Below are 15,268 nucleotides of genomic sequence, written 5' to 3'. Positions count from 1 at the left end.
GATCGAGAAAGTTGCAAAGGCGGCAGCCTGCAGGGGAGGAAGACGTGAAGCAGACCTGGCGGTGGTTCGGTCCGAGGGACCTTGTGAGCATCGACGACATGCTGCAGGCCGGCGTAGAGGGGGTCGTCTCCGCCCTCCACCATGTGCCGACCGGTGCGGTCTGGACCTCAACGGAAATCGGGAACCGTCAGGGCGAAATCGGCAGAATGAACGACGGGAGCGCCTCTGGCATCGCCTGGGACGTGGTGGAGAGCCTGCCGGTCTCCGAAGACATCAAGAAGCAGAAGGGCGCCTGGCGCGAGCATCTCGCCAGCTACAAGACCAGCCTGCGCAACCTGGCCGCTGCCGGCATTGATGTCGTCTGCTACAATTTCATGCCGGTCCTCGACTGGACCCGGACGGATCTCGCCTGGCGCCTGCCACACGGCGGCACCTGCATGCGCTTCGACTACGCCGACTTTGCAGCCTTCGACATCCACATTCTGAAACGCGCCAATGCCGCCGAGGACTTCCCGGAGGATATTGCCGCAGAGGCGGAACGCCGTTATCGGGCGATGAGCGACGACATCCGCAAAGCCCTTGCGGGCAACGTCGCCTTCGGCCTGCCCGGCGCCGCCGAGCGTCTCACGCTTGATGACGTGCGGGACCATCTGGCCGAATACGGATCCATCGACGCCGAGCGGCTGCGCCGTCACCTGATCGACTTCCTCGAAGAGGTGATCCCGGTCGCGGAGGAGGCAGGCATCCGCATGTGCTGCCACCCCGACGATCCGCCCTATCCGCTGCTCGGACTGCCGCGCATCCTGTCGACGGAAGCCGACTATGCGACGATCATGCGGGCGGTCGACCGGCCGGCAAATGGCATCACGCTCTGCGCCGGCTCGCTCGGCGCCCGGTCCGACAACGATCTTCCGGGCATGATGGAAAGGCTCGGCGACCGGGTCCACTTCCTGCATCTGCGCAACGTCCGGCGCGAAACGCCTGCTCTGTTCGGCTCGTTCTACGAGGCCGAGCATCTCGGCGGCGAAACGGACATGGTGGCGCTCATCGGCGCGGCCTTGAAGGAGGAGGCCAGACGCCGCGCAGCGGGTCGCTCCGACCATTCCATCCCCTTCCGCCCGGACCATGGCCAGGACATTCTTGACGACCTCAAGCGCAAGGCGCAGCCGGGCTATCCGGCAATCGGCCGGCTGAAAGGACTTGCCGAACTGCGCGGTATCGCCACCGCGCTTTCGCATCCGGCCTATGGGGTACCGGTATGAACGCTGTGCGATTGACCGACGCAACGCTTCCCGTCGCCTCAGGCCGGCGGCCGGCCTATGCCCGTGCCGCGCACGGCGTCGGCATCGTGCATCTCGGTATCGGCGCATTCCACCGCGCGCATCAGGCGGTGTACACGGACGATGCTTTGGCCGCATCTGGCGGCGATTGGCGCATCCTCGGCGTCAGCCTGCGCGGAACCGATGTAGCCGAACAATTGAATCCGCAGGATGGCCTCTACACCTTGCTCATTCAAGGAGAAGGGCGGACCGAGGCCCGCGTCATCGGCAGCGTCGCACAGGTTCTGCCTGCCGCCCGGAACGGCAGCGCCGCACTCGCCGCCCTTACCGATCCGGCGACGCGCATTGTCAGCCTGACGGTCACCGAAAAGGCCTATGGCATCGACCGGCTGACGGGCAGGGCGCAGGAGAGTCATGCCGCGATCGGCCACGATCTGGCGGAACCCTCCCGTCCGACCGGTGCCATCGGGTTCATCGTGGAAGCGCTGCGGCTCCGCCGGCTTACCGGTGCCGCACCCTTTACCGTTCTCTGCTGCGACAACCTCCCGAAGAACGGCGCACTCATCCGCGCCGGCGTTCTGGACTTCGCCGGCCGCGTCGATCCGGCCCTGTCGGAATGGACCGCCGAAAACGTACCGTTCCCGGCAACCATGGTCGACCGCATCACGCCCGCGGCGACGGCGGATACCCGCGCGTTGGTAGAGGCGCAGATCGGGCTTGCGGACCACGGCGCAATCGAAACGGAACCATTTACCCAGTGGGTTATCGAGGATCGCTTCGCGATCGGCCGGCCGGAGTGGGAGGCGGGTGGCGCGCTGATGGTGACCGATGTCGAGCCGTATGAGCTCATGAAACTGCGCATGCTGAACGGCACCCATTCGATGCTGGCCTATGCCGGGTTTCTCGCGGGCAGAACATACGTGCGCGATGTCATGGCGGACGCGCTGCTGCCGCGGCTTGTCCGGCGGCATTTCACGGCCGCCGCCGCCACGCTGCATCCGCTCGAAGGCGTCAGTTTTTCCGCCTACGCGGAGGCACTTGCGGACCGCTTTGCCAATCCCGCGATTGCCCATGAGACCTACCAGATCGCCATGGACGGAACAGAGAAATTGCCGCAACGGCTGTTGCAGCCGGCACTCGAGGTCCTGGAAAGCCGTGGAGACCTGCGCCCCTTCGCCTTCGCGGTCGCGAGCTGGATGCGCTATTGTCTCGGGCGCAAGGACGACGGCACACGCTACGCGCTCCGCGACCCCCGCGAGACCGCGATCAGCGCGGCACTCGTGCGCGCCGGATCGTCGCCCGAGGCGATCGTCGCGGCGCTGCATAATCTGGAAGGTCTCTTTCCGGACCGCCTTGTGCAGGACACCTTCTGGCGCGGCGCAGTGACGGACGTTCTGCGCCGAATGCTCGATGCCGGCGTCAGCTCGGCAATCGAGAGTGAGGCAATGGAACGAACGGCCTGAGCCGCAAGGCTGCCCTGCCCGAACCGCCGCCGTGCCGCGCACGGCGGCATTATCCTGCAGCGGCCGGTGGCACCAGAGGCATATTCCTTTAAGAAAGACGACGATCAAGGGAGGACAGTATGACCAGTGGAACGCCGGGCGATTTCTTAATCGGAACCTATGTCGGCAGGGCCTGGCGGCCGGACATTCAGGGGCCGGCCCTCGTCGTGGTGCGGGACGGCGACCTGTTCGATGTGACGGACAGGAAAGCGCCCACGATGCGCGACCTGCTGGAGATGGATGACCCGGTTGCCTATCTGGACGGCATCGATGGCGAGCACCTGGCGTCGCTCGACCTGGCCGCGGCCAACGCATTCGGACCGGCCGCCGCCGACAGCGTCGTTCACCTGCTTGCGCCCTGCGACCTCCAGGCGGTCAAGGCCTGTGGCGTCACCTTCGCCCGTTCGATGATCGAGCGGGTGATCGAGGAGCGGGCCGCCGGAAATCCCGACCTTGCGGTGAAGATCCGCGAGCGCGTCGCGGCCATCATCGGCGAGAGCCTGCGTGACCTGAAGGCCGGCTCGCCGGAGGCCGCCAAGGTCAAGGCGGCGCTGATCGAGGAAGGCGTCTGGTCGCAATATCTCGAAGTCGGCATCGGCCCCGACGCGGAAGTGTTCACCAAGGCACCGGTGCTGTCCTCGGTCGGCTGGGGTGCGTCCGTCGGCCTGCACCCGATCTCGCGCTGGAACAATCCGGAACCGGAAGTGGTGCTCGCCGTCGACAGCCGCGGCCGTGTCAAGGGTGCGACACTCGGCAACGACGTGAACCTGCGCGACGTCGAGGGGCGCTCCGCGCTGCTGCTCGGCAAGGCGAAGGACAACAATGCCTCGTCCGCAATTGGCCCCTTCATCCGCCTTTTCGACGAGACTTTTTCGATCGACGACGTGCGCAGGGCAGAGCTCGATCTCACCATCGAAGGGGAGGACGGTTTCGTCCTCAAGGGGCGCAGCTCGATGCGCGAAATCAGCCGCGACCCGCTCGACCTCGTCGCCCAGACGATCGGCAGGCACCACCAGTATCCGGATGGTTTCATGCTCTACATGGGTACGCTCTTCGCACCCGTCGAGGATCGCGACACGCCGGGGCAGGGGTTCACCCACAAGCTCGGCGACCGAGTGACGATCTCCAGCCCGGGTCTCGGCAGCCTGGTCAACACGGTGCGCCTGTCGACCGATTGCCCGCCTTGGACGTTCGGCACGGCCGCGCTGATGCGCAATCTTGCGGCCCGCGGATTGATCTGAACACGCGCCGATCCTGCCTACCGGATCAGGATCGCGCGGAAATCATTGACATTCGTACCGGTCGGGCCCGGCACGAACAGATCGCCGAGCGCATCGAAGGCCGTCCAGCTGTCGTTGCCGGCCAACAGCATCGCCGCATCGAGGCCGGCCGCTGCGAGCCGCGCGACGGTCGTGCCGTCGGCGAAGGCGCCCGCATTGTTCTCGGATCCGTCGATGCCGTCCGTGTCGGCCGCCAGAGCGGAGACCCCATCGACGCCATCGATGCCGCAGGCGAGGCCGAGCAGAAACTCGCCGTTCCGCCCACCCTTGCCCTTGCCGCGCACCGTTACCGTGGTCTCTCCACCGGAGAGCACGACGACCGGCCTGGCGAAAGGCCGATTGCGCTGGGCGGTTTCAGCCGCAATCGCGGCGTGGACGCGGCCGACATCGGATGCCTCGCCCTCGATGGCGTCGGACAGGATCACGGCTTCGATGCCCTGTCGGCGTGCTGCCGCCGCGGCTGCATCCAGCGATACCGCCGCGGATGCAACGAGCCTTACCTCGTCCCGTGCGAACGGCAGGTCCTCCGGCGTCGGCGCCTCGCCGCTCCCCGCGCGAATGTGGTGCATGACGGCACCGGGAAGGTCAAGGCGATAACGATCGATGATGCGCAGAGCGTCGTTTCGCGTGCCGGCATCCGGAATGGTCGGACCCGAGGCAACGAGCGCCGGATTGTCACCCGGAATGTCGGACACGACGAGCGAGACGACTCGCGCCGGATGCGCAAGGGCGGCAAGACGTCCGCCCTTGATGCGCGAGACCTGCTTGCGCACGCAATTCATGGCACGGATTGGTGCGCCGGAGGCAAGCAGCGCGCGATTGACCGCGATCTCGTCTTCCAGCGACAGCCCCTCCGGCGGCGCAGGCAACAGCGCGGAGCCACCGCCGCAGACGAGCGCCACGACAAGGTCGTTTTCGGTCAGGCCCGTTACCGTCTCCATCAACCGGCGGCTTGCCTTGATGCCGTTCTCGTCCGGCACGGGATGCGCCGCCTCAAGGATCTCGATGCGCTCGCAGGCGACGGCATAACCGTATCGCGTGACGACGACACCGGAGAGTGGCCCGTCCCACAGGCGCTCGAAGGCGCGCGCCATCTGCGCCGCACCCTTGCCGGCGCCGATGACGACGGTTCGCCCCTTCGGCTTTTCCGGCAGGTGGGCGGCCAACACCTTCTCGGGATCGGCCGCAGCAACCGCCGCATGAAAGAGCGCTTCGAGAAAGGCGCGGGGCTCGGCGATTGGTGGCATCTGATTCCTCACACAAAGGAGGGTCGGGCAGCACTCCTCCCGCCACCCGCCCTCATACAGGAAGGAGCCGGGCGGCGCTCCTCCCGCCGCCCGGCCGGGCCGTCATGCGACGGCGTGGTTGGCCATGCGCTCCAGCGCCTTCACGAGGCCGGAATGGTCGAGCCCGCTGTCGCCGTTGGCAGCGCAGTTGTTGAAGAGTTCCTGCGTCGCCGCCGTGTTCGGCAGCGAGATGCCGAGCGACTTGGCACCCTGCAGCGCCAGATTCAGGTCCTTCTGGTGCAGCGAGATGCGGAAACCCGGATCGAAGGTGCGCTTGATCATGCGGTCGCCATGCACCTCAAGGATGCGCGACGAGGCGAAACCGCCCATCAGCGCCTCGCGGACGCGGGCCGGATCGGCGCCGGCCTTCGACGCGAAGACAAGGGCTTCCGAGACCGCCTCGATCGTCAACGCGACGATGATCTGGTTGGCAACCTTCGTCACCTGGCCGTCGCCGCAGTCGCCGACCAGCGTGATGTTCTTGCCCATCAGTTGGAAGAGCGGCAGCGCCCGGTCGAAGCTCTCCTGCGAGCCACCCGCCATGATGGAAAGCGAAGCGTTCCTGGCGCCGACCTCGCCGCCGGATACGGGCGCGTCGACATATTCTGCGCCGGTGTCGCGAACTTGTCTCGCGAACTCCTTCGTCTCGATCGGCGAGATGGAGCTCATGTCGATGACCAGCTTGCCGGCCGAAAGGCCATAGGCGACGCCGTTCTCGCCGAAAAGAACGTCCTTCACCTCAGGTGTGTCGGGCAGCATGAGGATGATCGTATCGACGGCTTCCGCCAGCGCCTTCGGTGTCTCGACGGTTTCGAGCCCGTTGGCGACCAGTTCCTGGCGTGGCGGGATGACGAATTTCGACGTGACGACGGTGTGGCCGGCGTCCTGAAGATGCCGCGCCATGGGCGTGCCCATGATGCCGAGGCCGATGAATCCAATTCTTGCCATGTGCTTAGCTCCTGATCCTGATGATGTCTGCGCCCTTGGTCTGCCGGCGCGCTTCGGCGAACCAGCCGAGCCCCTCGGTCGTCGTCGTGCGCGGCTTGTATTCGCAACCGATCCAGCCGTCGTAGCCGAACCCGTCCAGCGCCTCGAAGACGAAGGGCCAGGCGATTTCGCCGGTGCCCGGCTCGCCCCGGCCAGGATTGTCGGCAAGCTGGATGTGGGCGATCTGCGCCTGGTGCCGCTTGAACGTGCCGACGAGTTCGCCCTCGGTGCGCTGCTGGTGGTAGAGGTCGTACTGGATGAAGAGGTCGTCGCTGCCGACCTCGCGGATGATCGACGCCGCCTGTTCCACCGTGTTCAGGTAGAAGCCCGGAATGTCGAAGCGGTTGATCGGCTCGATCAGCAGGCGGATGCCGTGCTTGCCGAGTTCGTCGGCAGCGAGCTTCAGATTTGAGACGAAGGTCGTGCGCAGGATGCTTTCGGCAACACCGACCGGGGCGATGCCAGCCAGGCAATTGATCTGGGTGCAGCCGAGCGCCATGGCATAGTCGATGGCCGAAGCGACGCCGCGGCGGAACTCGTCGATCCGGTCCGGCAGAATGGCGATGCCGCGCTCGCCCGATGCCCAGTCGCCGGCCGGCAGGTTGTGCAGCACCTGCGTCAGGCCGTTGAGGTCGAGCGCCGCGCGCAACGTCTCCTTGTCGAAATCATAGGGGAAGAGATACTCGACGCCCTCGAAGCCGGCTTTGGCCGCAAGGCCGAAGCGCTCCAGGAACGGCGCCTCGGTGAAGAGCATGGTGAGATTGGCCGCGAATTTCGGCATGATCGGTCTCCTTCTTCGTCTCGTCAGTCGAGCAGCGCGAGTGTTGCGGTCGGGGCATCCTCGCCGCGTTCGGCAAGGTCCTCGAACTCGACGACCGCATTGATGTCGGCGCCCATGGCGATGTTGGTGACGCGTTCGAGGATGAACTCGATGACCACCGGCACCCGGTGCTCGTCCATCAGCGCTTTGGCGGTGGCAAACGCCTCCTGGAACTCGTTGGGGCTGCGAACCCGGATCGCCTTGCAGCCGAGGCCCTCTGCGACCGCGACGTGGTCGACGCCGTAGCCCTTTTCCGCATCGCCCGACGCGTTGATGTTGTCGAAGGCGAGGCTGACCTCGAAATCCATGTTGAAGCCGCGCTGCGCCTGGCGGATGAGGCCGAGATAGGAGTTGTTCACGACGACATGCAGGTAGGGCAGCTTGTGCTGCGCCCCGACCGCCAGTTCCTCGATCATGAACTGGAAGTCGTAGTCGCCGGAGAGCGCCACGATCGGCCGGTCCGGATCGGCGGCGCGCACGCCAAGCGCTGCCGGCAGCGTCCAGCCGAGCGGGCCGGCCTGGCCGCAATTGATCCAGTTGCGTGGCTTGTAGACATGCAGGAACTGCGCGCCGGCAATCTGGCTGAGGCCGATGGTCGAGACGTAGCAGGTGTCGCGGCCGAAGGCCCGGTTCATCTCCTCGTAGACCCTCTGGGGCTTGAGCGGTGTCTGGTCGAAATGGGTCTTGCGCAGCATCGTGCGCTTGCGCTCGCGGCATTCCTCGGCCCAGGCGGACCAGTCGCGCAGCTTGTCCGCCGTCTTCCACTCGGTGGCGACGTCGAGGAAGAGCTTCAGGGCCGCGCCGGCATCCGAGACGATGCCGAAATCCGGCGCGAAGACGCGGCCGATCTGCGTCGGCTCGATATCGACATGGACGAAGGTCCGGCCTTCCGTATAGGTCGCGACATTGCCGGTGTGGCGGTTTGCCCAGCGATTGCCGACGCCGAGCACGAAGTCGGAGGCGAGCATCGTCGCATTGCCGTAGCGGTGCGAGGTCTGGAGCCCGCACATGCCGGCCATCAGGTGGTGGTCATCAGGGATCGTGCCCCAGCCCATCAGCGTCGGGATGACCGGGACGCCGGTGATCTCGGCAAACTCGACCAGCAGGTCGGAGGCGTCCGCATTGACGATGCCGCCGCCGGCGACGATCAGCGGCCGCTCGGCCGCATTCAGCATGGACAGCGCCTTTTCGGCCTGCGCCCGTGTCGCTTCCGGCTTGTAGGCGCCGAGCGAGGCATAGGTCTCGATGTCGAACTCGATCTCGGCAAGCTGGACGTCGATCGGCAGGTCGATCAGCACCGGACCGGGACGGCCGGAGCGCATGACATGGAACGCCTTCTGGAAGACAAAGGGCACCAGCGCCGGCTCCATGACCGTAACGGCCCATTTGGTGACAGGGGCCGCGATCTTGGAAATGTCGACGGCCTGGAAATCCTCCTTGTCGAGCCGGGCGCGCGGCGCCTGGCCGGTGATGCAGAGGATCGGGATCGAGTCGGCCGAGGCCGAGTAGAGGCCGGTGATCATGTCGGTGCCGGCGGGGCCGGACGTGCCGATGCAGACACCGATATTGCCGGGCTCGGCGCGCGTGTAGCCCTCCGCCATATGGCTCGCCCCCTCGACATGGCGGGCAAGGATATGGCGGACCGAGCCGCGCGCCTTCAGCGCCGAGTAGAAGGGATTGATCGCGGCACCGGGAACGCCGAAGGCGCAATCGACGCCTTCCTTTTCCAGAACCAGCACCGCCGCATCGACAGCACGCATTTTCGCCATGGGATGTCCTCCATCTGTTGAGAGGAGGGTAGCGCATCGGCCGCGCGCCGCAATAAAATAATGGAATTAATTCTCATAATATGGAAATAAACATTTTCAACAAAACTGGAAGAATGGCCACGCGGCCGCTATGGAAGGAAGGGCGAGCGGAGGGCGGATCATGGCGGGCGAGACGGAACGAAAGCGCGGACGGCCGGGCCGCAAGGCGGCGGAGAATGCCGCTCCCTCGTCGGTGCAGGTGCTGGACCGGAGCGTCGCGCTGCTGCAACTGGTCGCCGCCTCGGATGGTGCCGTCCTGACCGACCTCGCCGACCAGTCGGGCATGGCACCGTCGACCGCGCACCGGCTGCTGACGGCGCTTGCCGGCCACGGACTGGTGGCGCATGACGGCGAGACCGGCGCCTGGACCATCGGCGTCAAGGCTTTCGAGATCGGCAGCGCCTTCCTGCGCTTCCGCAAGCTTGGCACGATCGCGCGGCCATTTCTGCAAAGTCTCATGGAGACGACCGGCGAAACCGCCAATATCGGCATTGAGGATGAGGGCGAGGTGGTCTTCATCTCGCAGATCGAAAGCCACGCACCGATGCGCGCCTTCTTCCGCCCGGGACGCCGTGGACCGATACACGCCTCCGGCATCGGCAAGGCCATCCTCTCCACCTGGGCCGACGACCGTATTCGCGACCTCGTCTTGCACAGCACGCTCACGCCATTTACCGCGCGGACCTGCGGCTCACCGGGGGCGCTGATCGCCGACATCGCTGCGATCCGGACCCGCGGCTGGTCCATCGATGACGAGGAGCACACCGTGGGGATGCGCTGCATCGCGGCCCCGATCTTCAACGAATATGGCGAGGCGATCGCCGGCGTTTCCGTCTCCGGCCCGTCGGTTCGCATGACAGACGACCGGCTCGCTCTTGTGGGCCCGCATGTGCTGGAAACCGCCACCCGCCTGACGGCAGCCCTTGGCGGCAGCCGCCTTTAGGCTCTCAGGAAACCTGCATACTCGATCGATCTGCGCCTTCCGTCGTTTGGCGGAGGCAATTCGCGGTCTCCGTTTGCGGACGATGGAATACTCATTGACTCATCATACCAGTTAGGGTTAGCTGCTCCCAACGACAAGACTGAGGAGACACCCTGATGACTTCGATCGCCCTCTTCGGTGCTGGCGGCAAAATGGGCTGCCGGCTTGCCAAGAACTTGAAAGGTTCACGCTTCGACGTGCGCCATGTCGAGGTCAGCGAAGGTGGCAAGGCGCGCCTGATGACCGAGCTTGGCCTCTCGGCCGTTTCCGCAGATGAAGCGCTCGACGGGGCCGGGGTCGTCATCCTCGCCGTACCGGATACGGCGATCGGCAAGGTCGCGACCGGCATCGTCGACAGGCTGAAGCCCGGCACCATGGTCGTCATCCTCGACGCGGCCGCCCCTTTCGCCGGCCACCTGCCGGAACGCAGCGACCTCACCTATTTCGTCACGCATCCCTGCCATCCGCCGATCTTCAACGATGAGACGGAACTCGCGGCGCGCAGGGACCATTTCGGCGGCGTCGCCGCCAAGCAGCACATCGTTTCGGCGCTGATGCAGGGGCCGGAAGAGGCCTATGCGCTCGGCGAGGAGATCGCGAAAGTCATCTGGGCGCCGGTCATGCGCTCGCACCGCGTCACCGTCGAGCAGATGGCGCTCCTGGAGCCGGGCCTCTCCGAAACCGTCTGCGCCTCGCTTCTCGTCGTCATGCGCGAGGCGATGGACGAATGCGTGCGCCGCGGCGTGCCGAAGGAGGCCGCGCGCGACTTCCTGCTCGGCCACATGAACGTGCTCGGCGCTGTCATCTTCGAGGAAGTCGAGGGCGTCTTCTCGGATGCCTGCAACAAGGCCATAGAGTTCGGCAAGCCGATGCTGATGCGCGACGACTGGAAACGCGTTTTCGAACCGCAGGAGATCGCCGACAGCATCCGGCGCATCACCTGAGAAAAGGGCTTTCGCCCACCCGCCGGTCCTCACGGGAAAAGGTCCGGCCCAACCAACCCGAATGGGAGGAGACACCATGAAACTGACCCGCAGACTGACCATGGCGGCCATGGCCGCCGTTCTTGCCGCAGGCGTATCCATGCCGGCCTATGCGGCGGACCTCATCGCCATCATCACGCCCTCGCACGACAATCCGTTCTTCAAGGCGGAAGCGGTCGGTGCCGAGGCGAAGGCGAAGGAACTCGGCTACGAGGCGCTCGTTCTCGTGCATGACGACGACGTCAACAAGCAGTCGCAGCTGATCGACACGGCAATCGCCCGCGGCGCCAAGGCGATCGTCCTCGACAATGCCGGTGCGGACGCATCGGTTGCCGCCGTGCAGAAGGCCAAAGATGCCGGCATCCCGTCCTTCCTGATCGACCGCGAGATCAACGCCACCGGCGTCGCCGTCGCGCAGATCGTCTCCAACAACTACCAGGGCGCCCAGCTCGGCGCCGGCGAGTTCGTCAAGCTGATGGGCGAGAAGGGCAACTATGTCGAGCTGCTCGGCAAGGAGTCCGACACCAATGCCGGCATCCGCTCGCAGGGTTATCACGACGTGATCGACGACTATCCGGACCTGAAGATGGTCGCCCAGCAGTCGGCCAACTGGAGCCAGACGGAAGCCTATTCCAAGATGGAGACCATCCTCCAGGCGAACCCGGACATCCAGGGCGTCATCTCGGGCAACGACACGATGGCCATGGGCGCCATCGCGGCACTCCAGGCGGCCGGCCGCAAGGACGTGATCGTCGTCGGCTTCGACGGTTCCAACGACGTGCGCGACTCGATCACCTCGGGCGGCATCAAGGCGACCGTCCTCCAGCCGGCCTATGCCCAGGCGCAGATGGCCGTGCAGCAGGCGCATGACTACATCACCACCGGCAAGGCGCCGGCGGAGGAGAAGCAGCTCATGGACTGCGTGCTGATCAACGCCGACAACGCCGCCAAGCTCGAGACGTTTGCTCTCAGCGAATAATCGCCTCCCGGCTGGACCGCGGCGGAGGACGGGGCAACCCGTCCTCCGCCTCTATGATACGGAAGTGGAGTGAAGTCATGGCGAGGTTCGCAACCGCCTTCCTGACGCTGGCGCTGGCGGCGTCCGCCGTCTCGGGCTGCAAGATCATCAAGAACCCGACCGCCGAGGAGATCGCCGCGGCGAAATTCGACCCGACCCGGCAGGTCGCCGAAATCTGGGATGCGCAGGCACTGCCCTATCTCGACGGCAAGGCCGCGCCGCTGACGGAGGTCGTCGAAGCCGCTGCCGCCGACGCCAAAGCCGCCGGCGAGAAATACGGCAACCCGAACAAGCAGGCCAATTCCCCCTGGACCTTCGCCGTGAAGATCGACGGCACCATCGTCGCCGCCGAGACGCAATCGCGCGCCGCAACCATCGACGTGGACGTAAACGCCGACGGCAAGACGGATGCGAAGGTGCAGATCGGCCCGGCGATCCGCGGCACGGCGCTGCGCGACAGCTTCGACTTCGTGAATTTCAACGAATTTAAAAACCAGATCGAATGGGCGCAGTTCGGCAAGGCGCTGAACCAGCATGTCGACCAGAGCCTGCTTCAGGCCATTCCACGCGACGCTCTCGTCGGCAAGACGGTCAGCGTCACCGGCGCCTATCCGATGCCATCAGGCGGCGGCCTGCCTCTGGTCACGCCGGCGCGCATCACCATCGGGGCCGGATCATGAGCACGCCGGATAGGACGCCGACTGACGACTGCATCCTGCACCTGGAGGACGTGACCAAGGTCTATTCCGGCATCGTCGCCGTCCGCAAGGCCAACCTCGCGCTTAGGCGCGGCGCGGTCAATGTGCTGGTCGGCGAGAACGGTGCGGGAAAATCGACCCTGATGCGCATCATCGCCGGCGTCGAGAAGCCGTCGCTCGGCCGCATCCTGCTCGACGGCGAGGAGGTGAGCTTTTCCTCGCCCGCCGATGCGCAGGCGCGCGGCATCGCCATGATCTTCCAGGAATTGAACCTCTTCGGCAATCTCTCGGTCGCCGAGAACATCTTCGCGACCCGCGAGATCACCCGCGACGTGCGCGGCATCGACCATCAGGCGCAGGTCGAGAAGGCGAACGGCTTCCTCGCCAAGCTCGATGCGGATTTCGCGGCGGATCAACTTGTCGAGGACCTGCCGATCGGCCAGCAGCAGCTTGTCGAGATCGCCAAGGCGATCTCGCTTGACGCGCGCATCCTCATCATGGACGAGCCGACCTCGGCACTGTCGGCGGCCGAGGTCGATACCCTCTTTCGCGTCATCAACGAACTGAAGGCGCAAGGCGTGGCGATCGTCTACATCTCGCACCGGCTCGAGGAACTGCTGCGGATCGGCGACCACATCACCGTGCTGCGCGACGGCCAGATCACCGGGCAGGCGGAGGTGAAGGACATCGACACGCAATGGATCGTGCGCTCGATGATCGGTTCCGACGCCAAGGATTTCTCCAAGTCGGTGGACCACAGGATCGGCGCCGAAGCCTTCCGGGCGGAAGAGATCTGCCTGCCGCGCCGGACGGGCGGCTATGCCGTCGATCACGTCTCGATCTCGGTCGGCGCCGGCGAGGTGCTCGGCATCTACGGCCTGATGGGCGCCGGGCGCAGCGAGTTCTTCGAATGCGTCATGGGTTGCCATCCGCACGCCGCGACAGGCAGGATCTTCGTCGCGGGCGAAGAGGTCAGGGAGAGCGATACCAGCGGCCGCATCCGCCGGGGCCTCGCCCTCATCCCCGAGGATCGCCAGCGCGAGGGGCTGGTGCAGGTGCTTTCCATTGCGAGCAACCTGACGCTTGCCAGCCTCGAACGCTTCACGCGCTTCGGCTTCCATATCAGCGGCGACCGCGAGCAGTCTTCGATCAAGGAGGCGATCCGCAACCTCGCCATCAAGGCGCCGAATCCGGATTTCGAGGTCACGTCGCTGTCGGGCGGCAACCAGCAGAAGGTGGTCATCGGCAAGGCGCTGATGACGGGTCCAAAGGTTCTGCTGATGGACGAGCCGAGCCGCGGCATCGACGTCGGCGCCAAGGCGGACGTCTTCCGCACCATGCGAAAGCTCGCGGGCGAGGGGCTCGCCATCCTCTTTTCCACCTCCGATCTCGAGGAGGTCATGGCGCTCTCCGACCGCATCGCCGTCATGAGCAACGGCCGGCTGGTGACGGTGGTCGATCGCAGCGCGGCGACCGAGGAGATGATCGTCAAGGCCTCCGCCGAAGGACACAAGACGGCCGCCGGACCGGCCGCGGACAAGACAAGGGAACATGCCTGATGACCACGGCAAGCACGACCACCACGGCGCCGGACGCCGCGACGGGTTCCGCCCTCCTGACGCTGATGAAGCTCAGGACCTTCATCGCGCTCTTCGCGGTGATCATCTTCTTCTCGATCTTCGCGCCGAACTTCCTGTCGACGGCGAACCTCATCCTGATGTCGAAGCATGTGGCGCTCAACGCCTTCCTCGCCATGGGCATGACCTTCGTCATCATCACCGGCGGCATCGACCTGTCGGTCGGCTCCATCGTCGGTCTCTGCGGCATGGTCTCGGGCAGCCTGATCCTGCACGGCATCGACCTTCAGGTCGGTTACACCCTGTATTTCAACATCGTCGAGGTGGCGCTGATCACGCTCGCCGTCGGCGTCGTCATCGGTGCCGTCAACGGGCTGCTGATCACCAAGCTCAACGTCGCGCCCTTCATCGCGACGCTTGGCACGCTCTATGTGGCGCGCGGCTTCGCGCTGCTCTCCTCCGGCGGCCAGACCTTCCCGAACCTCGCGGGCAAGGAAGAACTCGGCAACACCGGCTTCTCCTTCCTCGGTTCGGGCACGATCTTCGGCCTGCCCTTCTCGGTCTGGCTGCTCGTCGTCGTGGCGCTCGCCGCCGCCTATATTGCGAGATACACGCCGATCGGCCGACACATCTTCGCCGTCGGCGGCAACGAACGGGCGGCGCGCATGTCGGGCATCAAGGTCGACCGGGTGAAGATGTTCGTCTACATGTTCTCCGGCTTCTGCGCGGCGATCGTCGGGCTTATCATCTCGTCCGAACTGATGGCCTCGCATCCGGCGACCGGCAACTCCTTCGAGCTCAACGCCATCGCTGCGGCCGTGCTCGGCGGCACCTCGATGTCCGGCGGGCGCGGCACGATCGGCGGCACGATCATCGGCGCCTTCGTCATCGGCATCCTGTCGGACGGCCTTGTGATGATGGGCGTCTCGTCCTTCTGGCAGATGGTTATCAAGGGCATCGTCATCATCGTCGCCGTGGTGGTGGACCAGGCGCAACGCCGCTTGCAGCAGCAGGTGACGCTGATGCAACTGGCGAAGAAGGGGTAGA

Annotated in this window: 13 protein-coding genes; 9 read left to right on the top strand and 4 right to left on the bottom strand. The window is 65.6% G+C overall.

Going from position 1 to position 15,268, the window contains the following annotated elements; all coding sequences use genetic code 11:
- The first annotated feature begins 44 nt into the window (after nt 1-44).
- From uxuA to LXM94_RS09795, 3 genes are all read left to right on the top strand, one after another.
- Entirely contained in the window at nt 45-1,262 is a 1,218-nt protein-coding gene (gene uxuA, locus LXM94_RS09805) for a mannonate dehydratase (protein WP_235771032.1), read from the top strand.
- Nucleotides 1,259-2,743 carry a mannitol dehydrogenase family protein gene (locus tag LXM94_RS09800; protein WP_235771031.1) on the top strand — a complete coding sequence of 495 codons (1,485 nt, stop codon included), beginning with the start codon at nt 1,259-1,261 and terminating at the stop codon, nt 2,741-2,743. The genes uxuA and LXM94_RS09800 overlap by 4 nt, the downstream gene beginning before the upstream one ends.
- A 119-nt stretch (nt 2,744-2,862) precedes the next feature.
- Complete coding sequence (locus tag LXM94_RS09795) at nt 2,863-4,023, top strand: fumarylacetoacetate hydrolase family protein (protein ID WP_235771030.1); 1,161 nt, start codon at nt 2,863-2,865, stop codon at nt 4,021-4,023.
- A 17-nt stretch (nt 4,024-4,040) separates the two neighbouring features.
- Here LXM94_RS09795 and LXM94_RS09790 read toward each other — a convergent pair whose 3' ends face one another.
- From LXM94_RS09790 to gcl, 4 genes are all read right to left on the bottom strand, one after another.
- Nucleotides 4,041-5,309, bottom strand: a complete 1,269-nt coding sequence (locus LXM94_RS09790) for a glycerate kinase type-2 family protein (protein ID WP_235771029.1) — start codon at nt 5,307-5,309, stop codon at nt 4,041-4,043.
- A 102-nt stretch (nt 5,310-5,411) separates the two neighbouring features.
- Complete coding sequence (gene glxR, locus LXM94_RS09785; RefSeq protein WP_235771028.1) at nt 5,412-6,296, bottom strand: 2-hydroxy-3-oxopropionate reductase; 885 nt, start codon at nt 6,294-6,296, stop codon at nt 5,412-5,414.
- A gap of 4 nt (nt 6,297-6,300) precedes the next feature.
- Nucleotides 6,301-7,116, bottom strand: a complete 816-nt coding sequence (hyi, locus tag LXM94_RS09780) for a hydroxypyruvate isomerase (RefSeq protein WP_235771027.1) — start codon at nt 7,114-7,116, stop codon at nt 6,301-6,303.
- A gap of 23 nt (nt 7,117-7,139) precedes the next feature.
- Nucleotides 7,140-8,924: a glyoxylate carboligase gene (gene gcl, locus LXM94_RS09775; RefSeq protein ID WP_235771026.1), complete on the bottom strand. Its 1,785-nt coding sequence runs from the start codon at nt 8,922-8,924 to the stop codon at nt 7,140-7,142.
- Between the two features lie 160 nt (nt 8,925-9,084).
- On the opposite strand from gcl, the gene bhcR reads away from it, so the two are divergent.
- From bhcR to LXM94_RS09745, 6 genes are all read left to right on the top strand, one after another.
- Nucleotides 9,085-9,906: an HTH-type transcriptional regulator BhcR gene (gene bhcR / locus LXM94_RS09770; RefSeq protein ID WP_235771025.1), complete on the top strand. Its 822-nt coding sequence runs from the start codon at nt 9,085-9,087 to the stop codon at nt 9,904-9,906.
- A gap of 155 nt (nt 9,907-10,061) precedes the next feature.
- Nucleotides 10,062-10,889, top strand: a complete 828-nt coding sequence (locus LXM94_RS09765; protein WP_235771024.1) for a phosphogluconate dehydrogenase C-terminal domain-containing protein — start codon at nt 10,062-10,064, stop codon at nt 10,887-10,889.
- 76 nt (nt 10,890-10,965) lie between these two features.
- Nucleotides 10,966-11,907, top strand: coding sequence for a D-ribose ABC transporter substrate-binding protein (locus tag LXM94_RS09760; protein WP_235771023.1), 942 nt, complete (start codon nt 10,966-10,968; stop codon nt 11,905-11,907).
- A gap of 77 nt (nt 11,908-11,984) precedes the next feature.
- Nucleotides 11,985-12,626 (top strand): DUF2291 family protein, encoded by a 642-nt coding sequence (locus LXM94_RS09755; protein ID WP_235771022.1) that lies wholly within the window; start codon nt 11,985-11,987, stop codon nt 12,624-12,626.
- Nucleotides 12,623-14,203 (top strand): sugar ABC transporter ATP-binding protein, encoded by a 1,581-nt coding sequence (locus LXM94_RS09750; protein WP_235771021.1) that lies wholly within the window; start codon nt 12,623-12,625, stop codon nt 14,201-14,203. Before LXM94_RS09755 ends, LXM94_RS09750 begins: the two co-directional genes overlap by 4 nt.
- Nucleotides 14,203-15,267, top strand: a complete 1,065-nt coding sequence (locus LXM94_RS09745; protein ID WP_235771020.1) for an ABC transporter permease — start codon at nt 14,203-14,205, stop codon at nt 15,265-15,267. Before LXM94_RS09750 ends, LXM94_RS09745 begins: the two co-directional genes overlap by 1 nt.
- Nucleotide 15,268 lies beyond the last annotated feature (1 nt).

Origin of the sequence: Rhizobium alarense (assembly GCF_021555155.1) — a bacterium.
GTDB lineage: Bacteria > Pseudomonadota > Alphaproteobacteria > Rhizobiales > Rhizobiaceae > Rhizobium_D > Rhizobium_D alarense.
This window is presented reverse-complemented; position numbering and strand designations above follow the sequence as displayed.